Consider the following 24604-nt stretch of genomic DNA (forward strand, 5'->3'; position numbering starts at 1 on the left):
ATCCGGAATATTCCGGTAATTAATTTCATTGATTGATAGCAACAAAAGCTTCTTCCTTAGCGCTGTTGTTGACCTTAACTGGATATTTCTGCTTTAGATTGGCAATCAATTGCTGATCTAAATATTCTTGATAGTCTCTGATTACCGGACCTCTAGTTTCATCGAAGTCTTTAGGGCCAGCTGCGACTTTTTCACCTAATACAATTAGATAAGTTTGTCCATCAACAGTAAGCTCTTGATATTTTTGGTTTAAATCGGCTTTTGCCAGAGCTGCGTTTTCAGCAATTTCTAACAAACCTGCGTTGAATTTAAATGCCAATGGGTTGGGAACTTGGAAGCTCGCTTCAAACTCCTCAACTAATGCTGGGGAGTATGACTTATCTTTCAGGAAAGCAACCGCTTGATCTTTTTTTGAAGAATCAAGAACCTGCACCACAAGTGAGTTAACTCTATCTTTCCATTGATAATTGGCTATATTTTGCTCAAAAAAGCTTTTCTGCCCAAGAGAATCCAAAAGGCCTTTTTGCCAAACCTCCTCATTCATCAAAGAGAAAAGTAGGATGCCATCATGATATTCTTTCAATAGCATGCTATACTCCTTGTTATTAGCTTCAAGGTCTTTTTCTTCTGCCTCGGCAAGAAGAGATCCACTGTAACGATCGTACCAAATATCGAACGTTCCTCCTCTAGCTCTTGGAACTACTTCACTATCGGCCAAGTATGTCAGGAGATCTTTGGAGGTGTAAGATTTTCCTTGCAATGTGAATAGAACAGCATCTTCTAAACCAAGTCTATCAATTTCGCCAAGAAAACTGCTTTTTGGCTTTGTGTTTAGGTTTGATCGTAGTTGATCAACAATTGCCTCATTTTCTTCAAAACCATATCTGGCTTTCTGTATTGCTAAAACCTGTGCTTGAATCATGGTAGATCTTGAATCCTTTAAGATTCGAGACCGGATCATGTCTTCCATGTCTTCAAATGAATCTATTGGCTTCTTTTCTTCCAATCTAAGGATATGGTAACCATACCTTGTTTTTACTGGTGGGGAAACTTCTCCAATTTCAGTTAAAGAGAAAGCGGCCATTTCAAATTCTGGAATCATGTTTCCTACGCTAAACCAAGGAAGCAAACCTCCTTTTTGGCTAGTGGCAGGATCCTCTGAATAATTTTTGACAATGTCCTCCCAAATGGTTGTTGGTTTTTGAATTTCAGTATAAATGTCCGAAATCTTCCTTCTTGCCTGATCTTCAGAGTTGGGGTTGTTTTCATCAACTCGTACCAGAATATGGGACACTTGAACTTGGCCTGGGTTAGGCTGTCTGTCCTGAACCCTGATTATATGGTAACCAAAACTGGTTAAAACTGGGTCGGATACTTGTCCCGCTTGCAAATTAAAAGCAGCGTCCTCGAAAGGCTGAACCATTTGAAGAGCTGTAAAATAACCTAAATCACCTTTGTTGACTTTGGCGGAAGGATCTTCGGAATATTCTAGCGCTAATGCATTGATGTCGCCCCCGTTTTGTATTTCTTGCTTCACCTTAAGTGCCATTTTTAAGACGATCAAACTATCGTCAGCGCTGGCATTTGGAGGAAATTGAAATAAAATGTGACTAGCTCTAACAACCTCTTGCATTCTAGAATAGGCTTTTCTTAATTCTCCATCCTCTATAGTGTTTTTGATCAAAAATGGAGCTTTTAAGCTTTCTTTGAACGAGTCAAACTCCAATTTGAATTCCTGAGATTCGTCTAAACCAAGTGCCTCGGCTTCTCTTACTTTTAATTTGTAATTGATAAAAAGATCTAAGTTTTCATCGAACTCCTCTCGACTAACGCCTGAAGAAGCAGTTCCAGTTGAGTTCCCCTTTCCCAAGAGATAAATAAACTCATCACTGGACACATCTTTGCCACCCACTGTCATTAGTGTAGCATCTTGTGCTTGGGCATAAGTGTCCCAAGCTTGAGGGCAAATGATCGTAAATAAAATAAGGAAGGCCGAAACCATTCGTAGAGTCATGAATCAGAAGGCTGAAATTTCAAGATGCAATGTTACAAAATTATCAGGATTTCAAGGGAAATGCCTGTTTGATAAAGGTTTTAACAAGAATTAGGATCGAAAGAGCTTGATCAGGCGACAGGTATTCATTCCTCGATGGCTTTCAAACTGAATTTCATCCATGATTTTCTTTACCAAAATGATGCCTAGACCACCTTTTCTTTTTTCTGAAATGACTTTTTTCAAATCAGGTACTTCATAATCCAATAGATTGAATGCTTTTCCTTTATCTGTAATTTCGAATGTCAGACGATCACTTTCTTGACGCACAGCCAAAAGGATGTGATCTTTTTCATTGCACTGATGAGAATGTATAATCAAATTGGCACACACTTCCTCGACCGCCAAGGTAACTTGATTGAGTTCGTTTTCATTCAACCTTGAGGGCAGGAGTGTTTGATTGAGAAAGTTTCTCAACTCGGAAAGTGCCGTAGTCCGACAAGCTATCTGGATTTTGTGTTCCATTTTTAGCTCTCCTGTATTGCTTCTTCTTTGGTGGATAATATGCTGATCAATTGATCTAACCCGAGGATTCGAAAGACCTCAAATACCTTTGGTGATAGGGAGAAGATTTTCAGCTGGATTCCTTTTTCCTGAAATTCTTCCAAATAGGACATAAATACTCCAAGGCCAGCGGAAGAAATATATTCCAATTCGGAACCGTCCACCAAAATGGATTGGGCTCCTTTTTCTGCAAGACTGCGAATGGATTCATCTAACTGAACTGAGTTACTTGCATCAATTTCTCCTTTAACCTGGATAATATGATGTGGGCTTTCTTCTAGTATTGATATTGAGAGCATAAATTTTTAATTGAATTTCACTACCACGAGAGAATAGTCATCGTCGATCAAACCATCACCACCTACGAAATCATGAACTGAATCGATGATTTTTATCTGAATTTCTTTGGGTGTCAACTCTTGATGGACTTCCACTAAGGATCGAATACGTTCAAAACCGAATTGTTGTGATTTATGGTTTTTTGCTTCGACGATCCCATCCGTAAACATGACTAAGATATCTCCACTCTGATAGCTAAAGACCTTTTCTTCAACGTGTTTTTCATATTGCTGGTTTCTTAGAATTCCCAGTCCAAGTCCATCCACTTCTAAATATTCAGCTTTCCCAGTTGCTTTATGCAACAAAAGAGTGGGAACGTGTCCTGCTCTTGAATGCAAAAAGCTGTTAGATGCTGTGTCTAAAATAAATATCGAAGCTGTGATGAAATGATTTCTTTCTAAGCAGCGACTCAATGCTGCGTTCGCACGAATCATGAATTCCGAGGCGCCAAGATTGAGCTGAATCAAGCTCTGGAAAATTCCCTTCATCTGAGACATATGAAATGCCGCAGAAGTTCCCTTTCCGGAAACATCACCAATAATGAGTACAAAACGGTGCTCATCCAGCTGAAAAGTGTCATAATAATCACCCCCTACTTCATCGGCAGCATTAGAATAGGCACAAATCTCAAAGGAGTCATTATGATCCAGTTTTACAGGAAGAAGGGCTTTTTGGACCCTCTGGGCAATTTTCAATTCCTCCAGATACCGTTCGTTTTGAATTGCCTGATTGAGTAGTCTATGGTTTTCTACAGCAATGCTTGCTTGTCGGGCAAATGTGCTGATGATATTGACCATTTCCTTGTTGAAACCATCACGGACTTCCTTGCAGAGAATCAAGCGACCAATTACAGACTTATTTACAATTAATGGAATGAGTAAAATTGACTCAAACTTTGGATGGTCAATTCTCAAAGGAAGAGGTGTTAGGTTGTCGGGCTTGGTTTCAGTCGCCCAGTCAACCGCTGTTTTTGTTTTTTCTATCAAATGCGATACTTCATGTCGAGTATCAGCATCAATCCATCTTTCCTGAATTACCTCTTCACTGCTTTCACTTTTGCTCATCTCCAGCCAAGCAGCATCTGCATAGGCAGCACTCATGCAAGAATCCATCAAAATGTCCAAAACTTGCTCTTCATTTTCTTCTGGCTGAATCGATTGACTCAGTCTTTGAAAATTGATCGCTTCTGTTAATTTCTGCTCAAAAACCGACGAGGTAGGTAAATTGAAGAGGGTAACCAAGAAGCTGAAAAGGGCATAGATGAAAATGAAAATAAACAAGGAAATCAGGAATAAATTATCCAGGAGATTTATTGGGTAGTTCTGCTGGGAATTACTGAATCCATTGCTTTGTAAAAAGAGAAAAGTCGTACTTAAAATGATAATGAATAGGAAAAGCAGAGATTTCCATTTTTCCTTGAAAGTCAAATAGGGGATCCATTTTAGATTAGCAGAAAGTAATATTCCCAAACCCACTAAAATCACCAATCCGAAAATAAAGCTATAGTCTAAAGTGTTTTTATTGAAGAAAATAAAAAACATGGCCAAGAGCAGCGCAAACTCAAAGGTTTGCCATTGCTTGACCACTCTTTTTGTTTTCTGATATAGGATGAGGTTTTTCCAAAGAATCGCTCCAGATACCAAGAATATGGTCGCCATGGCGAAATAAACATGGTAGAAGAAATTCATCAGAAATGGGTCCTGACCCAACTTGGAATCTCCCATCAGTCTATAAAAAAGCTGAAAGAGCATCACAACCACAGAAGCAGCAAGGCCTGTGGAGGCAGCTCTCCAAATGACATTGATAAAGTCGTTTTTTGTGCTCTTGTTGATGTTGTAGTTGTAAAAACCGTAAACTGTCAGGAAGAATAAAATCTCCAAAATCCAGGTGAATTCCGGGATAATTCCTGAATTGAGATCATTGATGACACCAAAAAGGCGGACCATGTCCACAAATAGCAAGGCTAACCATACCAAAATGGCGAGCAAAAAGCTAAGCTTCCCGATATGTATGGCTGGTAGTTTGATCATGAATGCCTCCCCAATATTAGTTAAAGGGATCCGAAAAATTAATCACTCCATAGAATAGCTAACTATAGGAATGTTAAAAAATTATAAAAGCTTATCTACTAAATATTTAAAGGCAGACCAAGTCTTCAATCATTCCTTCACCAAATCGGGAATCAATCAAAGCCAAGATTTTACTTTTATTCATTTGAATTTCTCTTTTGATCGGCCCAGAGCTTAATTTGACAAAAAGCTTTTTGTCTCGGATAAATACAGATTCTGTTCTGGAGGCAATAGTTTTTCCGACTAACTCACTCCAATCATGAATCAGGCTTTTCTCCTGAAATTTCCCTTCCAATCGATACACTTTCAATAATTCTTTGACTGCATCTTCAAGTGGAGCGGCTTCTTTTTTTCGGTTATTTGGATTGTAAGTCATACTTTTTCAATAGAATAAAGCGGAAGCAATACTGTCTGCAAGGAGTTTACCGCTTTTGCTCAAAGATAAGGTATTCTCTCCCCATAGTAGCCATCCTGCTTGATCGAATTGATCGAGCTGGTTCCTTTTCTCTTGTTTCAAATCCTTTCCGAATCTTCGGTTTAGGTAATTCAAATCTATCCCCCATCTGGTTCTCAGACTGGTGAGAATATATTCATTAAGGATGTCGGATTCTTCGATATCTTCTTTTTCAAAAGAGATATGGTCACTCTGGAGGGACTGGATGTATTTTATATTATTTCGAATATTTGAACCTCTCTGTTTACCATCAAAAGAATGAGCTCCTGGTCCTAAACCCAAATAAGGAATAGATTTCCAGTAGTTGGTATTGTGAAAAGCTTCTTTTCCAGGAATAGAAAAATTGGATATTTCATATTGATCGTATCCGTACTTTTCCGCCTCTTCTTGCAAAATTTCAAATTGCTCTGCTACAAAATCTTCATTGGCAGGAGAGAATTTTCCTTTTTTCTCCCAGACCCCTAAAGCAGTTTTTGGCTCGACGGTCAAGGCATAGCAGGAAATATGACCAGGATTCTGAGCAAAAACCAATTCAAGGTCTTTCTTCCAAATGTCATGGTTCTCCCAAGGAAAGCCATAGATTAAATCCATACTGAATTTGAAAAAACCAGCATCTCGTGCTTTTCCAATGGCCTCTAAAGATTCTTTAGAATTATGAGCTCGATTGTAAAATTGAAGGATTCGATCATCAAAACTTTGAATCCCTAGGCTCAACCTGTCAATGCCTATTTCTTTCCAAGAGTGAAGGTTTTCGGCATTCAGGTCGTCAGGATTTGCCTCCAGAGTTACCTCTTTAAGATCTAAAGAATATATTTTAGAAAACTCATTGAGTAAGAAATCGATCCATTTAGGATCGGGCAGGGAAGGAGTTCCTCCTCCAAAATAGATGGTTTCTATTGTTTCTTTCCCAAGATACTCTTTTCGAAGTATAGCTTCTTTGGCTATCATCTTCATCATTTCCTCCAATTGAGAGACATTGGTACTAAAATGAAAATCACAGTAATGACAAGCCTGCTTGCAAAATGGAATATGAACGTAGATACCAGCCAAATGAATTCTATTATTTTGCGAATATAATTAATCCATTCCCCTCCTTCATGAGGCAACTTTATTTCCTCCTTTTTCTCTTCACCTTTTTATGCGGACAAGCCTTGGCCCAAGAGGGTTGGTTGGGCTGGAAAGTTGGTGAGGAAAATAGAAAGTGGAAGAGCTTTTCAAGTATGGAAAGTAGGGGCTTGGGACTTGATTCAATAGTCAATCATTATAAAAGAGAGGGTTATCTTGCTGCTTTTTCAAAAGAAGAAAAAAGAAATACCGATTCACTTTGGATTTCTATTGATCTAGGACCTGCGATTGAGAAAGTGAATTTGAGCTCTGGAAACTTGCCTACTAATCTGGTCAAAAATATCAATTGGGGAGAGAAAACATTTGTAGAGGTGGGTTTTTTGATTGATCAGATTCTCCAAGATTCAGAAAATGATGGGTATCCATTTGCATCTGTCCAATTAGATAGTATTAGTAGAACAGGAGGTGGAATAGAGGCTTCACTAAACTATGACTATGGCCCTTTGATCACTTGGGATAGTGTAAAAGTGAACAAGCAGAATAAGACTTCTGAAAAATATCTTCAAAATTTGGTAAGGATTATTCCCGGAACCCCTTTTTCAGAGAAACAATTGAGAGAGGCGGTTAAGGTGATTGACAGATCTCCTTATTTTAAATCTTCTGGATATCCAGCTTTGACTTTTCAGTTTCAAAAGGCACAACCAACTTTTCAACTTTTAGAAAGGAATGCCAATGTGATTGATGGGATTATTGGTTTTTTGCCGAACGAAAATGAACCTGGGAAACTGTTGGTGACCGGACAATTGGACTTGCAGCTTTATCATTTAGGTGGAAAAGGACGGGATGTTCAAGTCAGTTGGCAACGATTCAATGAATTAACCCAAAGTTTAGCGATCAATGCCAAGGAGGCATTTATTTTTAATTCTCCTTTGGATGTTGGTGGTAATTTTAGCCTTTTAAAGCAAGACAGCACCTTTTTGAGAAGAGATTTGGGGGTGATTTTTGGATATCGAGTTTCTCCTAATTTTTACTTGAACTTCTTAGCCAATCGAGTTGCCAGTGATCTTTTGGCAACTTTTGGCTATCGTGATGTCGAAGAACTTCCTGAAGTCGCTGATTACCGATGGAGTGAGTATGGTATTTCTGCCGAATGGGATTTACTGGATGATGTGATTGCTCCGAGGAGGGGATTTAAGCTAGGTGTAAAAGCTTCAGCTGGGAATAAGCGAATTTTGGAAAATACCGGATTGCCAGAGGATGTTTATACAGGTTTGGATATGAATACTCCTCAATATTTACTTCATCTCAATTGGGAAAAGCATGTTTTTTTTAAACCAAATTGGGGGATGTTTTTAGGGGGTGCAGGTGGTTGGGTGCAAAATGAAAATTTATTACTCAATGATTTGTTTCGAATAGGAGGGCTGAAAAGTATTCGTGGTTTCAATGAAAATTTCTTTTACGCTAGTTCGTATGCCTATCTCAATGTGGAGCAACGATTATTTTTTGGTGAAAACTCATTTCTCTTAGTCTTTTTGGACGGAGGCATTCTGGAAAACCCTTACTTTGCAAATTCAAAGGAAAGGCCTTTTTCATTCGGGGCTGGCCTAAACTTTGAGACGGGCTCAGGAGTTTTCAGATTTATATATGGAGTCGGAAAATCATCTCAGCAACCGCTTACATTTTCACAGTCAAAAATCCACTTTGGATATCTAGCACGATTCTAAGAAATGATCAAAAAGATCCTTCTCTCAATTTTATATTTCTCCTTTTTTCTATCTCAAGCAGAGCTTAATGCTCAAGTTTTGGAGGATTATAGCGATAAATGGGTTATAGGTGAAAGGGAAAGTTGGTTTGGTTCATCGGATAGAATCAGTCAAGCTGTGGATCTGACCTCATTTCCGCTTTCATATCTGTATTTGGAGATTCCAGGAGAGACTGTGGTGTTTGCTGGAGAAAAACTATGGTTTTATGCACAGCAAGATACAGTTTGGGCTAGACAGGTAGATGGCATAAAACAAGAATTGAAAGTGGATAGAGTAAATCTGACGCTTTACAAGGAGGGGATTGGTACTCAAGATGTCAAATTCAAAAAAATACTAGACCCAAAAAATGTTTCCATTGAGAATCAGGATTCGACTGGTGGTCTAAAGATCAGACAGGATAAAAGAGGGGATTTAAGGGATTTTTTTGTTGTAGCTTCATTAATTATTCTAATACTTATTGCATTATATAAGCAGGCCTATCCCTATATATTTCGCGGATTGTCTAGACCCAGAGGTTTACTAAGCGATGATGATTTTTCTGAGATTGGGAGTTTGCAGAAGTTTTTTTCAATGGACATACTTTCATTCGTCTTTTTGGTAAATCTGATGACTTCTTTAGTTGCTACTATTGGGTTTGTCATTTTTCGCTCAGATTTACTTTTGAGATTTTTGCCTGAAGGATTTAAATATCTCTTAATATTCTGGCTAGCAGGTGCTTTTGGTTTGTTGATTTTGACAATTTTTAAATTTCTAGGGATTCGAATCTTTGCTTACATGTTCGACTTGGGGAAAGTTGAATTTCCTCATTTTTTCTATTTGTTGAGATTGATAATTTGGGGAAGCATGATATTCTTGGCTATCGCGTTTATGTTTCTGATGAATTCATTTTTTCAACTTGAAAATGTACTAGAATTAGCATTTCGCGGATTTTTCTGGATGTATTTGGGAGGGATAGGAGTATTATTTCTTATGATGATGAATAAGTTGTCATTTAAGAAATATCATTTATTTACTTACCTTTGCATCGCAGAATTGGTGCCTTTTCTGATCCTAGCTAAATGGGTCATGGTATTAGGTCAATAGTATTTTAAATTTTAAAGGAACATACAAGTATGAGTGCAGCTACCAAGGATCGGCTAAAACCAGTAAAAAGTATTCTTGTCTCCCAACCTAAACCTCACAATGTAAATTCCCCCTATTTCCAGCTAGCTGAAAAGTATAATCTTAAAGTAGACTTTAGGCAATTTATCAAAGTTGAGCCAGTGCCACCTAAGGAATTTAGGAAGCAGAAGATTGATATATTAAAGCATACTGCTGTGATTTTTACAAGTAGAAATGCAATAGATCATTTCTTCAATATCTGTAAGGAGTTTAAGTTAGAAATGCCTGCAGATATGAAATATTTCTGTATTTCAGATCAAACTGCACATTACCTTCAGAAATATATAGTAATCAGAAAAAGAAAATTATTCGTAGGTCAAAAGACTGCACAGGATCTATTTGATTACTTCAAAAAGCATAAAAACGAGAAATATCTTTTCCCATGTTCTGATATTAGAAAGAATGATATCCCAGACTATATGGAAAAGAACGGAATTGATTTTACTGAAGCAATTATTTACCATACTGTAGCGGATGACCTGTCAGATCTGTCTGATGTTAAGTATGATATATTAGCATTCTTTAGTCCCTCAGGATTAAAATCTCTAAAGGTAAACTTTCCTGATTTTGAACAAGGTGCGACGAGAATTGCTGCATTTGGACCTACCACGGCAAGTGAAGTAAGAGACTTGGGATTGATTTTGGACATCGAAGCTCCACTTCCAAACGCTCCTAGTATGACAGGGGCCTTGGAGCTTTACATCAAAAAGGCCAATAATTTGTAATTCTTAGAATCAAAATCTGTGGTTTTTCAGTTATAATCATTACAATAGTCTTTTCGTCTGACAAAACCACATATCTAAATGATTCAAAGTAGTCAATGGAAGTGCATTTTTAGCTTGGCAGTAGTGTTTTGCTTTTTCATGGTGACTACTTCCGGCTATGCCCAACAAGATGCCCAGTTTACTCAATACATGTATAATGGCATGTATTATAATCCAGCGTTTGCTGGAAAAGAGGGAGGGTTCAGGTTTTCGGCATTACATCGCTCCCAATGGGCTAATTATTCGACATCAACTGGAGCTGGCGGAGCTCCCACTACCCAGTTGATTACCGCTCAGGGTAGTTTGGATGATAAAAATATCGGTTATGGCTTAACAATTGTCAACGATCAGATTGGTGCTACTGGGAATTTAGAGATAAATCTTCAAGGGGCTTATCATAAAAAGATTAATAGAACAACTCTAAGCTTTGGGGGGTATGTTGGGATGTTTTCCAGCTCACTTGATTACGGAGAGCTAATAGTTGTAAATCCTGAGCCAAATTTGCCTAGTGCTGGAACTGAAAGTTCCATGAATTTGAATTTTGGGGCAGGAGTTCTTTTGGACCGAGGAGATTATTACGTAGGTTTGAGTTCCCGACATATCAATCAACCGGAATTTGATTTTGGAGACGGAGGGATTTCAAATCCACTTTTAAATCATTCCTATTTAATGTTTGGGTATAGGTTTAGGCCTATAGGTCAATTAAGAATTGAGCCAAGTTTTCTCTTAAAATCAGTGTCTTTAAATAATTTTTCATACGATGTGAGCGTTATTGCTACTCATCAGAATAAAATTAGTGGAGGGGTTGCGTTTCGAGGAGATGAATCTGTTTCTTTAATTTTGGGATATTCCTTGCTTAGAGACAACTCATTAGTTTTAGGGTATTCCTTCGATTTGGTGGTAAGTGGATTGGAAGCCAAGTCTCCAACCAGCCACGAATTGATGTTGAGATATAGGTTAGTAGATGTTAGTAAAGAGGTCCAAAGGGTAATTCAACGTACTCCGAGGTTTAGATTTTAATTGAAAAATGAAGTGTGTTTTGCTGTAAACCAGTTGAAAACATAACATTTATTTGATTTTAAAATTGGCAGGTTATTTGCATAAATGTTGAAAATTCAGCTAAATTTCGCATTCAGACCATATTGTATTTTGGATATTCATTTGATGATATAAAAAACGTCATTTATGTATAAGAATTTTAATCTTCGCTTGACGCCCATAGTTTTGGGGTTGGCAATAGCGACAATCCTCCCAGGTTGCGGGCTTTTCAATAAGAAAGGGTCGGCAAGTGAAAAGTTAAATCGAAGGGGTGAAGTTACCGGTGTTCCTAAAAGATCTGCTTGGCAGCAAAACCTACCTTATGACATGGTTCCGGTTAAGGCGGGAACTTTCTGGATGGGGCAATCCGATGAGGATATTGCTTTCACCCAATCTTCAATGAATAAACAAATTACCATATCTGAATTTTTTATGGACAAATATGAGGTGTCCAATAATAAGTACAGACAATTTTTGGTAGCTGTCAAAGAAGGGACTCTAACAACAGGGACTCCTACTACACTCAAGGAAGAACCGCAATTTAATTATGATGAGCTTAGACCAGATACTACTGTTTGGTCTACAAGTTTTGCTTATCACTATGGTGATCCAATGATGGAGTTTTATTTTGATCATCCAGCCTTTGATAATTATCCGGTAGTTGGTATCACTTGGGATCAAGCTAAGCAATACTGCGAATGGAGAACATATCATATGAACGCGAATGATGAATATGATTTTGATATGCCAAGTTTCAGGCTTCCTTCTGAAGCTGAATGGGAATATGCTGCCAAAGGTGGAAAAGACGTTGCCAAATATCCTTGGGGTGGTCCATATTTGAAAAATAAGCGAGGCTGTTTGATGGCTAACTTTAAGCCTGGAAGAGGTAATTACATTGATGATGGGTTTGCATATACTGCTCCTGTCGATGTGTTTGCTCCAAATGGCTTTGGATTGTATAATATGTCAGGAAATGTTGCTGAGTGGGTTTTAGATGCTTATGCAGCGACATCAAGGACAGCTACCTGGGATTTGAACCCAGTATATGACGTAGAAACGGAGCCTAGAAAAGTGATTAGAGGTGGTAGCTGGAAAGATATCGCTCACTATCTGGAGACTTCCACAAGAACTTATGAATATCAAGATGTAGCTCAGGCTCATATTGGATTCAGAACAGTAATGACCTTTATCGGAAGATCCGGTTCAATGGATGTGAAGTCTAGTAAAAGACGAAGAAGATAATTACAATAACCTACACTTTAAAAACCAAAAACCTTAATACTAAATTTACAGATGGCTAGCAAAAGCAACTTCTTTTATTCCAGCATCATGCCTAAAATCTACGGTATTGGAGCTGCAGTCGTTATCCTAGGTGCGATGTTTAAAATCCTCGATTGGCAAGGTGCAAACTGGATGATCGGTATCGGGCTTTCAACAGAAGCTTTGATTTTCTTCCTTTCAGCCTTTGAGCCACGTCCAGATGAGGTGGATTGGAGTAAAGTTTATCCTGAACTTGCTGGCGATGCTCCAGCTCCAAAGAAGGCGAGAGTTGCTGCCGTAGCTGGTGGTGATCAAGTTTCACAAAAATTGGATGAAATGCTTGCCAATGCAAAGGTTGGCCCTGAGTTGATCGAAAGCCTTGGTAAAGGAATGCAGAATCTAGCTACATCAGCAGAAAAAATGGGTAATCTATCAGATGCCGCTGTAGCTACAAATGAATATGCAACTAACGTGAAAACAGCTGCAAAGACCTTAGTGGATATGAACGCTTCTTATGGCAAAACTGCAGCTGCATTGACTGAAATGTCTTCCGCTTCTCAGGATGCTAAAGAATACCATACTCAAGTAGTATCTGTAACCAAAAATCTTTCTGCATTGAATGCGGTTTATGAAATGGAATTGCAAGATGCTAATAGTCATGTTAAGACATTGAATAAGTTTTATTCTAATATGACTGCTGCAATGGAAGGTCTTACCGAAGCAGGTAAAGAAACTGAAGCTTTCAAAAATGAGCTTGCTAAATTGAATAGTAATGTAAGTTCTTTGAACAAAATCTATGGTGGAATGCTATCCGCTATGAAAGGTTAATTCTTTCCTAAACACAAAAACCATTAGATAAAAGCAAATGGCAGGAGCTAAAGAGACACCTAGACAGCGGATGATCGGGATGATGTACCTGGTTTTGACAGCATTGCTGGCATTGCAGGTAAGTAATCAGATTCTCCAAAAATTCGTCTTGATTAATGACGGATTGGAGAGAACTTCCCGAAATTTCATCCAGAAAAACGAATCCACTGTAAGTTCTATTGCATATAATGTAGAGCAGCAGGGGAATAATGAGAAAGACGTACCTAAAGTAGATGCTGCTGAGCAAATCAGAGAAGCTACTAAGGAGATATTTTCATATCTAGAGGATATGAAACAGCAATTGATTGCACAATCCAATGCTAAAAATGATGAAGGTAACTTCGTCAATTCAGCTTTGAAGAATACAGAGGTTGCTGGTAATATGTTTGTAAATAACGGTATGGGAGAGCAGTTGAAGGAAACTTTGAATGCATACCCTACTAAAATTGAGGAAATTTTAACTAGCGTAGGAATATCAGACAGAAAGTTTGCACCTATTGCACTGGATGCTTCCGAAATGGAAATTTTCGCAAATGATAGAGAAGCAAGAAGTAAGAATTTCGTTGCCTTGACATTTGTTAAGTCTCCTGTAGGAGCTGTAATGACTCAATTTTCTCAATACCAAAACGAAGTATTGAATATTGAAAGTGAAGCTTTGAATGCTGTAGCAAGTACCATTGGTTCATTCTATTTCAAAGCTGATATTACAGAAGCAAAAATTTCAGCAGTTTCTAATATTGTGGCTGCAGGTACCAAGTTTGAAGGTACCATGTTCATTGCATCTTCATCATCATCTGCAGCACCGACTATGACTTTGGATGGTAGATCTGTTACTGTTGATGAAAAAGGATTTGGACAGATTGAATTTACTGCTACTCCTGCCTCTGAATACGATGATAAAGGATTGGCAAGAAGAGTATTGAAAGGTGAAATTGTAACCAATATTGGCGGTGAAGACCAAGTTCTTCCAGTAGAATATGAATACTACGTTGCTCAACCAGTTGTGAAAGTTTCATCTGAAGTTGTTCAGCAGTTGTATGCAGATTGTGCTAACGAATTATTGATTGAAGTTCCTGCATTGGGAAATACTTATGCACCTGAGTTTGCAGTGAGCAATGGACAATCGATTAAAGGAAATAAGCCAGGTCAAGTAACAATTATCCCAGGAGCTTCTGGTAAAGTAACTATCGGAGTTAGTTCCGGAGGTAATAAAATTGACGATGTTGCGTTTGATATTAAACCAGTTCCAGCTCCATCAATTGTACCTGCAATGTCAAATGGCTCTGCTGTAGATTTGAGTCAATCTCAGGCTATTGGTTCTTTGACAGGTTTGAAAGTACAAGCAATTCCTGAACCTACGTTCGGTAGAACAATGGCAAAAGATGCAAACTTCGAAGTTACTGGTGGTGAAGTAAGATTGTTGAGAAATGATGTTCCAAGACAAACTATCCAAATTTCAAATGGGAACAGTTTGGCTATGCGTCAGTTACTAGAAAGTGCTAGACCTGGTGATGATATCGTAGTTGTGGTAAATCAAGTAACCAGAACAAACTTCAGAGGAAATAAAATTCCTTCAAGCTTGAATCAAATCATTCGTATCGGAGTTAAATAATCCTTCGATAGGAATCTAGAAAATATGATTATGAAAAATATTCTTCAAAAATTATTCTTATCTCTACTTGTTGCTGCGAGCTTGGCTCCGATGACAAGTTATGCGCAGGTGCCGACTAGTGTAAACCCATCTGGCTTTGGAGACAGACAGTTTGATATGGATACCATTTACTCTGCAAAAAGAATCAGAGAAGATGATAAAATGTACCAAATTGGTGTTTGGAGAAGAATTGATCTTCGAGAAAAATACAACCTTTCTTTGTATGGTTCTGGTGATGCAAAAGACAATGGCATTATCACACATATTCATAAAGCTGTAGTTGACGAAAATGCTCTTGAAGTATTTAGAGACGAAGAATTCACAGAACCACTATCAATTGCAGAATTCGAGGAAAACTTCTGGTTGAATGCAACTGGTGATAGTATTTTCGTAAAGCAATTGTATTATCTAGATTTCAAAGAAGATTTTGTGTTTGACAAGCATCATTCTGATATGGTGTTTGATATCAAATATATTCACTTGGTAATGCCTTCAGCTACAAATTCTAATGCAGGGCAAAAAACAATTGGTTTTATTCGATACAAAGACTTCTATAATTATTTCAAAGATCATCCTGAGGCAAGATGGATTAACTTCCAAAACTTGTCTAAAAGTTTGACTTACGATGAAGCTTTTGAAACGAGACTGTTTAGATCAGTAGTGCAAAGATTTACTAATCCAGATGAGGCATTGATTGCTGATTTGGTTGACTTTGATCATCCTGACCCAAAACTTCAAGCTTATATGGATGCTTTAGCATTTGAATACAAACTATTAGAATTTGAAAATTCCTTATGGGAATGGTAAAATAAAAAGGGGCTTTAGGCCCCTTTATTTTTTTCTTTCCATTCTATCAATCCTTTCGCTTTACTTGCTCCAATAATTGTTGCAATTTCCTCTTCGCTCGCTTCGTTAATTTTTTTGACAGACTTAAAATGACTTAATAGTTTATTCGCTGTGTTTTCCCCAATTCCTGGAATAGCGGTAAGCTGTGTGCCAAATGCATTTTTACTTCTGACCTTTCTGTGAAAGGTGATAGCAAATCTGTGGGCTTCATCTCTAATTCTTTGAAGTAGTCGTAAACTTTCTGATTTCTTATCAATATGTATCGGATAAGAATCTCCAGGAAAATAAATCTCTTCAAGTCTTTTAGCTATTCCAATAATAGGCATCTTACCATAAATACCTAACTCTTGTAGAGCCTCTACAGCTGACGATAATTGTCCTTTTCCTCCATCAATGACAACTAGCTTAGGTAAGGGCTTTTCTTCTTCCACAAGTCTCTTATAGCGCCTTGTGACGATTTCTTTCATACTGGCGAAATCATTCGGGCCTTCGACGGTTTTGATATGATAATGGCGGTATTCTTTTACCGTGGGTTTCCCATTTAGAAAGCAAACCATACTAGCTACTGGACTTGTCCCTTGAATATTTGAGTTGTCAAAACATTCTATATGATCTGGAATCTCAGGAAGACTCAAATCCTGTTGTAATTGCTTTATAACTCTGTCTTTTTTGTCCTGATTTAATCCTTGGAGTAATGCTTTTTCTTTCTTGTAGAATAGTGCGTTTTTAGTTGAAAGTTCAACCAGTTTCTTTTTATCTCCAATCTTAGGTTGAACTAGATTAAGTCCTTCAATTGGATTGTTGATTTCAATATTAACCAAGACTTCCTCTGCATCACTATTGAATTGATCTTGAAGTCTTATCAGCGCCGTTATCAAAAGTTCTTCCTGATCCTCGTCTAGCTTTTTCTTGAGTTCTACATTTTTGGAAACTATCATAGCTCCATTTTTTACTCTCATGTAATTGACATAGGCGTTTTTCTCGTCCATTACTATTGAGCAAACATCATGATTAGAGATGTTTGGATTGGCTACCAATGATTTTGCTTGATACTTCTCCAAAAGATCCAGTTTCTCTTTCATTCTTTGAGCTTTTTCAAACTCCAGATTTTCAGCATAGGATTGCATCTCTTGCCTGAAAATGGTTTTTGCAACTCCCAAATTTCCTTTTAGGATATGTTTCGCCTGTTCAAGGTCTTTTAAATAATCGGATTCGGATTGTTTTCCTACACAAGGTCCTTGGCAGTTTCCAATATGATATTCCAGGCAAACTTTATATTTCCCTTCATTGATTTTATATGGTGACAGATCCAACTTACAAGTTCTAATCGTGAATAGCTCACGAATTAAATCGAGAACATTGTTCATCGCTTTAACACTGGCGAAAGGGCCGAAATAAGTTCCTCGTTTTGGTATAAGTTTTCTTGTTTGAAATATCCTTGGAAAGTTCTCTTTTGTGATCAACAAGTATGGGTAAGTCTTATCATCCCGTAAAAGAATGTTGTATTTCGGATGAGACTTTTTGATCAGGTTATTTTCAAGAAGTAGGGCATCGAATTCAGAATTGACAAGTGTGATTTCGATTTTTCTGATCTCTTTGACCATTCGTCTGGTCTTGAGATTGACCCCCGTATTTTTATTGAAATAGCTACTTACGCGCTTTTTTAAGCTTTTGGCCTTACCTACGTAGATTAACTCTCCGGCTTCATTGAAATAACGATAAACTCCCGGATGATCTGGAAGAGTGTTATAGTCAGAAGGAGCAAATGAAGATGTTTGCATAGCACTAAATTAAAAAAACAGCTTCGAATCGAAGCTGTTTTTGAATTGGGATTTTAATCTATTTAAAAATCATTTTTCTTGGCATCGTAGTCAAATTCAACAAATCTTTGACTTTCTCTTTCATAAACATCACAGTCTATTTCGATGCTTAATGGTCTTTCTGGTCTTGGGAAAGGTCCTTTAGTATAGCCGAGTTCTTTGTCGGCATAGACTTTCTCCATGTATTTTACCCAAATAGGTCTTGCAGTTCTACCACCTTGTCCTTTGATCCAGCTTCTAAAGTGGATCGCACGGTCATCACCTCCTGTCCATGCACCGGATACAAGGTCTTTACTCATACCAATATACCATCCATCAGAGGCATTTTGAGTAGTTCCTGTTTTACCACCTAGCTCATTTCCTTCTCGCAATGACCAAGGTACTCCTTGGCTCGTTCCGGAAGCCTCTTCAAAACCACCTCTAAGCATGTAGGTCATAAGGTAAGCATGCTCTTCACTCATAGCTGGACGTTTTTTAGGGGTGAATTGCTGAATTACATTTCCATTTTTGTCTTCAATGCGATCAATATAGAATGGAGTAGTATGTTCGCCTTTGTTTACAAAAGTTCCAAAAGCACCAACCATTTCCAGTACGGATACATCATTTACTCCCAAAGCTAAGGAAGGTACTTCTTGAAGGTCACTTGTCACACCCATCCTCCTCGCGGTTTCAACCACGATTTTTGGACTCAGCTTTTTCATCATATAGGCCGTAACGGAGTTGACGGATTGAGCCATGGCTTTTCTGATGGTCATCTTTTGGTAAGTAAATTTACCGTCCGCATTATCCGGTGACCAGGCAGGTTGACCTGGGATATAAACTTCCACAGGCTGGTCAACTACTGTATAGCAAGGACTATATCCATTCTCAATAGCTGCAGCATACACGAAAGGCTTGAAAGTGGATCCCGGTTGACGCTTTCCTTTCATCACGTGATCAAACTTGAAGAATTTGTGATCAATTCCTCCTACCCAAGCCTTAACGTGTCCTGTGTGAGGATCCATACTTACGAAACCTGTTTGGAGGAATTTCTTATAATACTTCAAAGAGTCCATCGTACTCATCAAGGTATCTATTTCACCTTCCCAGGAGAAAATTCTCATTTTCTTTTTCTCATTGAGTTTGATATTAATGGAATCAGTATCGTCTTTATAGCGCAACTTCAATAACCTATAAGCCTCTGTTCTTTTGACGGCGTTTTCAATGAAATTAGGTATCACGCGATTATCTCCATCCACCCAAGGCTCCCGGGAACCCATTTCCTCGTAAAAAAGCTTCTGGAGAGCAGTCATATGTTCCTCAACAGCTTCTTCGGCATATCGTTGCATCCTACTATCAATAGTGACATAGATTTTCAAACCGTCACCAAAAAGGTCATAGGAGGATCCGTCAGATTTGATGTTCTCTTTCGTCCATTTCAGTAGATCTGCCTTGACTACTTCACGGAAATAGGTTGCCAATCCGATATTTTGGTTTTGAACTCTATAATCCAATTCGATTGGCATTTTGGAAATAGAGTCATATTCAACTTGGCTTAGACTATTGTTTTTTACCATTTGAGATAAGACAGTATTCCTTCTTCTCAGTGAATTATCGGGATTGTATACGGGACTGTAATAGGTGGGAGCTTTGAACAAACCTACCAATACAGCTGCTTCCTGAACATCAAGTTCATCAGGAGCTTTATTAAAGAAAGTTCTTGCAGCTGTTTTTATACCATATGCATTAGATCCAAATTCTGAAGTATTCAGATACATGGTGAGGATCTCTTGCTTGGTATATGCTTTTTCAAGCTGAGAAGCTACGATCCATTCTTTGGTCTTGATAATCAACATTCTCAAACCAGGAATAGAACTCAAGAAGCCTTGATTGGCATCGGTTCTAGTTTTGAACAAGTTCTTCGCAGTTTGCTGAGAAAGAGTGGACCCACCACCAGCATCTTGACCTAGGATTAGGGATTTGAAAAATACCCTTGCCATTGCTCTAACATCAATACCTGAATGGTCCTCAAATCTGACATCTTCAGTCGCGACTAAAGCATTGATCAGATTTGGAGATAGTTCATTATAACTAACTGGGCTTCTATTTTCTCTGGCGTAGGTACCCAAAAGGAATCCATCAATGGAATATAGTTCTGATGCTACTTCACTGTCTGGGTTTTCAAGTGTTTTGAAATCTGGTAGTGCTCCGAAAAGCCCTAAGAAATCAACGCTCACCATCCATACAAAGATGATAAATCCAAAGAAGCCAGCTGCAAAGGCAATCCAGAGAAATTTGATAGTTTTCTTTGCCCAATTGGATGACTCTGGTTTCGTGTTTTTACTCATGTTTTATCTATAATTTGCCCTGAAGAAGGCAAGGTACTCTTCAATATTTTTGGACTTGTTGAGGATTTGAAAATTCTCCAGTGTGATAAAGAAAGCTTTTTCTTTCACTTCCTCACTCAAACTGCTTGATTCGAAATCCTCCATGAATTTCTTGTAATATTCCTTTGCTTTTTCAGCATTTGAGAATGGGCTGATGATATAAATCGCGTTTTCTTGATTCATATTCATATTGCCCGTTCTTAATCTGGCATTTGAGAAATTTCTAGCATGGAAAGTATCCAAATCACCTACTAATCCATCTGCATTTTTTGATTCCTCCAAACTCATCGCCAGAACCATGATATGTGTTTGGCCATTGTCGAGTTTGTAAGGTGAATCAATTGGGTTGTTTGCTATTGAAACAGAATCACTTACATTTTGATTCAAATTTGCAGAATCCAATTCAGAAGCCTGATTTGGATCTAATGCTGCCAATTCCTCTTGTGACAACAATGGTTTTAGCATATTCCTTGCCAATTCTACCAATTGCTCATCTTTTGAATTTTCAATAAAGGATTCGAGTCTATTTCTAAATCTTTCCCGGCTTTCAATTTTTCCAGAAACCATGATGTCCAAAATCAAAAGCCTTTCGGTATTTCGAGTCAGTGGGTATTCTTCCAGTGTTTTTTGAATGATTTGACGACTTCCCTTATAATTCCCTAGATAGTAGAGATCGTAAGCTTGTTCGTAATTTTTGGAAGATTCTATATATGCAAGATTTCCAGAAGCCGCCTCAGGATTATTGACAGAATAGGTGTATTGTGACTCCGGATATTCGCGATTCAGTCTAGTAATGTATTGTTGGAAATTACCTCCCAGATCCTTTTGGCCTAAATAAAGCAAATAATAAGCTTCAGGCTTACGTGTGCTTTCTGGATAATTCCTCACCAAACTTTCTAAGTTGTCAATGCTTAACTCAGTTTCGTCTAATTCAAAATAAAGTAGTTTGCCCAATTCAAAATAGGACTCCTCCAATTCTTCATTTAGAGTTGCTTTCTGCTCAGGTGATTCAGGTATTTGGCCGAGTAATGTTTCTACATCGGGTAATTGGTTGAGAGGATTGTTTTCTTCGGTTGCAGTGGAGTCAGTAACTTCTTCTTCTGTAGGAGGTAGGGAGCTACTTATACTTGAGGAACTTCTTCTCCAGTTATCTGCGAGAGGTCTATTTCCCCAAGTTCTGTAGAAATCTATTGTTCCTTGCTGCATGGCAACAGCATTGTCAAAGTAAAAATTCGAGCCAGTTCCTCTATCTGCAAAAGCCAATAAGTTGTCAAAAATTCCGGTGCTTTTAGGTTTCTCTTTTGCCTTCGCTTCAGCTAGCAATCTTTCCTCTTCTTTTTTTATGAAATCTGTAGCAATGGCGACCTGTTCATCTTTGGAAAGTCCACTTAATATCAAAAGACTGTCATTTTCTTGGATTCGCTCTACGTGAAACACGTAGCTGTCCAAAGTCTCTTTTTGCTGAGCGATTTGGATAGCAATTGGGTCTGTTTCCTTAATAAAGGTCAAAGCACTGTCCAAATAATACTTGGTGGCTCGGTAGTCTTTGAACTTTTCATAGTTCAAATCCGCCAACTTTTGGTAGATATATCCTTTGAGTCGAGGGTTACTTCCCGGTTCTTTTGCAGCTTGGTGCAATAGGTCTACGGTTAAATCTATATCTCCCTGCTTTTCTTCAAAAAGAGCCCTTTCATAAATGACAACATCTTTTAGATCCTTGTTTTTTGGATCGTCATAGAGTGATTCATAATAATTACGAACTTTTCTAAGATCTTTTGAAGCATTGAGTTCTGCTACCTGCTGCGCATAAAGTTGAGCAAAAAAACTCCTTTCATATGGAGGGTTTCCTTCTTGTGCCTTGTTATAATAATCATAGGCAAGTGCATCCAATCCTTCTCGTTGATAGCGCTGGGCTAAAATGAAATTGATACGGGATTCCTCTTTTTTGTCCTGCGCATATTCGGTAGCCTTATCCAAAGCACCAATTACTCCATTGCGATCACTCCTTTTTTCATAATAATAGGCAAGGGTCCGATAGAGATCATACCTATTTTGATCATTGATATTAGACTCTTTCGATAGATAGTCAATGGTGAAGTTTGCATCTTCAAATTCTCCTAAGTCTACATAAAGTCTTAATAAATTAACCAGAGTTTGATGCCTTAGATCATCATCCTTGCTGGTCACATTGACATATTTGAAAGCATTTTGTGCATCATCTGATTGAGATTGCAGATAGTCAATTTTCCCAATCAAATAATAACTGTCGTCTACCCACTTGGAGATTCTATGCCAATCAATTGCTTTGGAGGAAAGCTCTCGAGCGGATTCCAATTTTTCTTTTGAACCTTGGATTACCGAGGAATCATATGGTATAAAAACAGGTAAAATCTGTGTGTAGTCCTCTTTGTAATTAGCCTGATTTTCTGCTTCCACCTCTTTGATTTTGACATCAGCCAGGTAATAGGCATTATAATGAGATGTCAGATTGTGAAAAGCACGATTTGTAAAGGTATTTCGCTCGGAAGAGCATGCCGCTATTCCAAGGCCAATTGCCAATAACCAAACTAATCGCTTATTCATATCTGCAGATTATTTTAAAAGTACCAAATTAGGCTTTTTAGTGGATTTAGAGAACGAAGTATGATCTAGATTCATTATGCGGATTTTGCCTTAGACCTAAAAATGTAAAATTTATTTACCTTGTTTATCAATAAAAACTCCCAAAATACCCTTGGTTCTAATATGAAAAGCTTTTATAAATTCTTCCTTTCCCTATTTCTGATTTTTATTTCAACTTTTTCATTTGGCCAGACCAAGAAGCCTAATATCATCTATATCATGGCGGATGATTTAGGGATTGGGGATTTAGGAGTGTATGGGCAGGAAAAAATCAAGACTCCCAATCTAGATCAGTTTGCAAAAGAAGGGATGGTTTTTACTGATTTTTATGCTGGGAGTACCGTATGTGCACCTTCTAGGGCGACCATAATGACGGGACAGCATACTGGACATACTTTGTTGAGAGGAAACAGCAATGTGCCTATTGATCTTGATCAGAAAATTTTACCAGAATACCTCAAAGATGCAGGCTATACCACGGCAATGTTTGGGAAATGGGGATTAGGTCTTGCCAACACAGTCGGTAGTCCAGAGAAAAGAGGTTGGGATGAGTTCGCCGGTTTTCTTTTGCAGAGGGATGCCCATTATCAGTTTCCGGATTCCATTGATATGATTAGTGATGGAGTGATGACGAAACAGCCTTTTCCTAATGATTTGTTTGCAAATGATTATTTCTTGGAGAGGTCCGAAGAATTTATTCGTTCTCAAAGTGGAAAAAAGCCCTTTTTCTTGTATTTGTCTTATACCATTCCTCATGCTGAGTTGGTCTTGTCCAAAGAGTCGCTTAAGCAATACTTAGATCAGGATGGAAAAAGTGTATTTCCTGATGAAAACGCTTGGCCAGACGGTCAGCATTATGGTCCACAAGAATTTCCAAAAGCGGCCTATGCAGCGATGGTTTCTCACTTAGATCATCAAATTGGCCAATTGATGGCTACTTTGAAGGAAAAAGGCTTGGAGGAAAATACCCTGGTGATCTTTACATCTGACAATGGGACGCATACCGAAGGAGGCAGGACTGATGCTGATATCGATTTTTTCAAAAGCAGCGCCCAGTTTAGAGGTAAAAAGAGGGACTTATATGAAGGTGGGGTTCATATGCCATTTTTAGCTAGGTGGGTAGGTACTGTCAAGCCGGGATCTGTCTCTCACTTTAAAGGAGCTTTTTATGATTTGCTTCCCACTTTTGCGCAATTAGCAGGAGAAAAACTGGAAGGGGAGATAGATGGAATTTCATTTGTTTCAGCATTGACTGGAAAGGGTGATCAGGAGGAACATCCTTATTTATATTGGGAGTTTCATGAGCAGGGAGGAAAGCAAGCAATTCTGGTAGGAAATTGGAAAGTAATTCGAATTGAAGTTGGAAAAAATCCACAAGGAACCGTGGAATTATATGACTTGAGTAAAGATCCGTCTGAATCCAATGATGTGGCTTCTCAATTTCCTGAGAAAACAGCTGAACTGACTGCAATATTGGACGGTGTGAGAACGGAGAATCCTCACTTCAATTTTGGAAGGAAGAATTAAGAATAGGGTATTTAAAGATGGAGAAGAAAGAGGATAAACCAACTAAGAAAAAAGAGCTTCCTGTTTGGGCCAAATACATGGGGTTATCATTCCAGTTATTTGGAGTGATCGGTTTTGGGACTTGGTTTGGCTGGTGGATTCAACAAAAAAGTGAAATGAAATTTCCCCTTTGGATCTTAGTTTTTTCCTTTTTATCCATAATTCTTGCCTTTTATCAACTCTGGGTCTCCATGAAGCAGGATAGATAAAATTTAAAAGTTCTACTTTTGCAAGAAAAATAGAACAATGGCTCTAGCTAAAAACACCTATGTAAAATTCTTCCTTTTGTCAGCAGTTTTAGCTGGATTGGTTCTGCTTTTTCAACAAGTTCTTCCCCAAATCGTCCATTCTCAGATCTGGGAAATTTATTTTTTTCTCTTAATTATGTTTTTTTTG

General features: G+C 38.1%; 19 protein-coding genes. 10 read left to right on the plus strand and 9 right to left on the minus strand.

From position 1 onward, the window contains the following. Positions 1–25 precede the first annotated feature (25 nt). The 6 genes from BUF13_RS14435 to hemW form a co-directional block, all read right to left on the minus strand. Positions 26–2014, minus strand: a complete 1989-nt coding sequence (locus tag BUF13_RS14435) for a peptidylprolyl isomerase (RefSeq protein ID WP_073572539.1) — start codon at positions 2012–2014, stop codon at positions 26–28. 90 nt (positions 2015–2104) lie between these two features. Then, positions 2105–2518, minus strand: a complete 414-nt coding sequence (locus tag BUF13_RS14440) for an ATP-binding protein (RefSeq protein WP_073572540.1) — start codon at positions 2516–2518, stop codon at positions 2105–2107. Positions 2519–2520: 2 nt separating this feature from the next. Beyond that, complete coding sequence (locus BUF13_RS14445; RefSeq protein WP_073572541.1) at positions 2521–2856, minus strand: STAS domain-containing protein; 336 nt, start codon at positions 2854–2856, stop codon at positions 2521–2523. Between the two features lie 6 nt (positions 2857–2862). Beyond that, entirely contained in the window at positions 2863–4926 is a 2064-nt protein-coding gene (locus BUF13_RS14450; protein WP_073572542.1) for a SpoIIE family protein phosphatase, read from the minus strand. Between the two features lie 106 nt (positions 4927–5032). Beyond that, on the minus strand, positions 5033–5341 hold the full coding sequence (locus BUF13_RS14455; RefSeq protein ID WP_073572543.1) for a DciA family protein: 309 nt from the start codon (positions 5339–5341) through the stop codon (positions 5033–5035). Between the two features lie 6 nt (positions 5342–5347). Further along, positions 5348–6469 carry a radical SAM family heme chaperone HemW gene (hemW, locus tag BUF13_RS14460; RefSeq protein WP_073572544.1) on the minus strand — a complete coding sequence of 374 codons (1122 nt, stop codon included), beginning with the start codon at positions 6467–6469 and terminating at the stop codon, positions 5348–5350. A gap of 47 nt (positions 6470–6516) precedes the next feature. Here hemW and BUF13_RS14465 point away from each other — a divergent pair, with 47 nt between their 5' ends. From BUF13_RS14465 to porN, 8 genes are all read left to right on the plus strand, one after another. Next, positions 6517–8208, plus strand: a complete 1692-nt coding sequence (locus BUF13_RS14465) for a BamA/TamA family outer membrane protein (protein WP_073572545.1) — start codon at positions 6517–6519, stop codon at positions 8206–8208. 3 nt (positions 8209–8211) lie between these two features. Then, on the plus strand, positions 8212–9330 hold the full coding sequence (locus tag BUF13_RS14470) for a DUF4271 domain-containing protein (RefSeq protein WP_073572546.1): 1119 nt from the start codon (positions 8212–8214) through the stop codon (positions 9328–9330). 29 nt (positions 9331–9359) lie between these two features. Continuing rightward, positions 9360–10133 carry a uroporphyrinogen-III synthase gene (locus tag BUF13_RS14475; protein ID WP_073572547.1) on the plus strand — a complete coding sequence of 258 codons (774 nt, stop codon included), beginning with the start codon at positions 9360–9362 and terminating at the stop codon, positions 10131–10133. Positions 10134–10211: 78 nt separating this feature from the next. Continuing rightward, complete coding sequence (locus tag BUF13_RS14480; protein WP_073572548.1) at positions 10212–11192, plus strand: PorP/SprF family type IX secretion system membrane protein; 981 nt, start codon at positions 10212–10214, stop codon at positions 11190–11192. Between the two features lie 165 nt (positions 11193–11357). Next, positions 11358–12452, plus strand: a complete 1095-nt coding sequence (gene porK / locus BUF13_RS14485; protein ID WP_073572549.1) for a T9SS ring complex lipoprotein PorK/GldK — start codon at positions 11358–11360, stop codon at positions 12450–12452. Between the two features lie 51 nt (positions 12453–12503). Further along, positions 12504–13298 (plus strand): type IX secretion system motor protein PorL/GldL, encoded by a 795-nt coding sequence (gene porL, locus BUF13_RS14490; RefSeq protein WP_073572550.1) that lies wholly within the window; start codon positions 12504–12506, stop codon positions 13296–13298. Positions 13299–13335: 37 nt separating this feature from the next. Then, complete coding sequence (gene porM, locus BUF13_RS14495; RefSeq protein ID WP_073572551.1) at positions 13336–14949, plus strand: type IX secretion system motor protein PorM/GldM; 1614 nt, start codon at positions 13336–13338, stop codon at positions 14947–14949. A 30-nt stretch (positions 14950–14979) separates the two neighbouring features. Then, positions 14980–15795, plus strand: a complete 816-nt coding sequence (gene porN / locus BUF13_RS14500; protein WP_134204502.1) for a type IX secretion system ring subunit PorN/GldN — start codon at positions 14980–14982, stop codon at positions 15793–15795. A 14-nt stretch (positions 15796–15809) separates the two neighbouring features. Here the strand turns inward: porN and uvrC are convergent, their stop codons facing one another. The 3 genes from uvrC to porW form a co-directional block, all read right to left on the minus strand. Continuing rightward, a complete protein-coding gene (uvrC, locus tag BUF13_RS14505; RefSeq protein ID WP_073572553.1) occupies positions 15810–17615 on the minus strand; it encodes an excinuclease ABC subunit UvrC in 1806 nt (601 codons plus the stop codon). Between the two features lie 62 nt (positions 17616–17677). After that, positions 17678–19981 carry a penicillin-binding protein 1A gene (locus BUF13_RS14510; protein WP_073572554.1) on the minus strand — a complete coding sequence of 768 codons (2304 nt, stop codon included), beginning with the start codon at positions 19979–19981 and terminating at the stop codon, positions 17678–17680. A 3-nt stretch (positions 19982–19984) separates the two neighbouring features. Further along, on the minus strand, positions 19985–22603 hold the full coding sequence (porW, locus tag BUF13_RS14515) for a type IX secretion system periplasmic lipoprotein PorW/SprE (RefSeq protein ID WP_073572555.1): 2619 nt from the start codon (positions 22601–22603) through the stop codon (positions 19985–19987). 162 nt (positions 22604–22765) lie between these two features. Between porW and BUF13_RS14520 the strand changes: the two genes are divergently transcribed. After that, positions 22766–24169, plus strand: a complete 1404-nt coding sequence (locus BUF13_RS14520) for an arylsulfatase (RefSeq protein WP_073572853.1) — start codon at positions 22766–22768, stop codon at positions 24167–24169. Positions 24170–24186: 17 nt separating this feature from the next. Then, complete coding sequence (locus BUF13_RS14525; protein WP_073572556.1) at positions 24187–24417, plus strand: AtpZ/AtpI family protein; 231 nt, start codon at positions 24187–24189, stop codon at positions 24415–24417. Positions 24418–24604: the final 187 nt, after the last annotated feature.

The sequence above is a fragment of the Algoriphagus zhangzhouensis genome (assembly GCF_900148515.1).
Classification (GTDB): Bacteria; Bacteroidota; Bacteroidia; order Cytophagales; family Cyclobacteriaceae; genus Algoriphagus; species Algoriphagus zhangzhouensis.

Coding starts and splice junctions, on each gene's coding strand:
- BUF13_RS14435 (WP_073572539.1), bottom strand. CDS start 2,014: ATGACTCTACGAATGGTTTCGGCCTTCCTTATTTTATTTACGATCATT.
- BUF13_RS14440 (WP_073572540.1), bottom strand. CDS start 2,518: ATGGAACACAAAATCCAGATAGCTTGTCGGACTACGGCACTTTCCGAG.
- BUF13_RS14445 (WP_073572541.1), bottom strand. CDS start 2,856: ATGCTCTCAATATCAATACTAGAAGAAAGCCCACATCATATTATCCAG.
- BUF13_RS14450 (WP_073572542.1), bottom strand. CDS start 4,926: ATGATCAAACTACCAGCCATACATATCGGGAAGCTTAGCTTTTTGCTC.
- BUF13_RS14455 (WP_073572543.1), bottom strand. CDS start 5,341: ATGACTTACAATCCAAATAACCGAAAAAAAGAAGCCGCTCCACTTGAA.
- BUF13_RS14465 (WP_073572545.1), top strand. CDS start 6,517: ATGAGGCAACTTTATTTCCTCCTTTTTCTCTTCACCTTTTTATGCGGA.
- BUF13_RS14470 (WP_073572546.1), top strand. CDS start 8,212: ATGATCAAAAAGATCCTTCTCTCAATTTTATATTTCTCCTTTTTTCTA.
- BUF13_RS14475 (WP_073572547.1), top strand. CDS start 9,360: ATGAGTGCAGCTACCAAGGATCGGCTAAAACCAGTAAAAAGTATTCTT.
- BUF13_RS14480 (WP_073572548.1), top strand. CDS start 10,212: ATGATTCAAAGTAGTCAATGGAAGTGCATTTTTAGCTTGGCAGTAGTG.
- porK (WP_073572549.1), top strand. CDS start 11,358: ATGTATAAGAATTTTAATCTTCGCTTGACGCCCATAGTTTTGGGGTTG.
- porL (WP_073572550.1), top strand. CDS start 12,504: ATGGCTAGCAAAAGCAACTTCTTTTATTCCAGCATCATGCCTAAAATC.
- porM (WP_073572551.1), top strand. CDS start 13,336: ATGGCAGGAGCTAAAGAGACACCTAGACAGCGGATGATCGGGATGATG.
- porN (WP_134204502.1), top strand. CDS start 14,980: ATGAAAAATATTCTTCAAAAATTATTCTTATCTCTACTTGTTGCTGCG.
- uvrC (WP_073572553.1), bottom strand. CDS start 17,615: ATGCAAACATCTTCATTTGCTCCTTCTGACTATAACACTCTTCCAGAT.
- BUF13_RS14510 (WP_073572554.1), bottom strand. CDS start 19,981: ATGAGTAAAAACACGAAACCAGAGTCATCCAATTGGGCAAAGAAAACT.
- porW (WP_073572555.1), bottom strand. CDS start 22,603: ATGAATAAGCGATTAGTTTGGTTATTGGCAATTGGCCTTGGAATAGCG.
- BUF13_RS14520 (WP_073572853.1), top strand. CDS start 22,766: ATGAAAAGCTTTTATAAATTCTTCCTTTCCCTATTTCTGATTTTTATT.
- BUF13_RS14525 (WP_073572556.1), top strand. CDS start 24,187: ATGGAGAAGAAAGAGGATAAACCAACTAAGAAAAAAGAGCTTCCTGTT.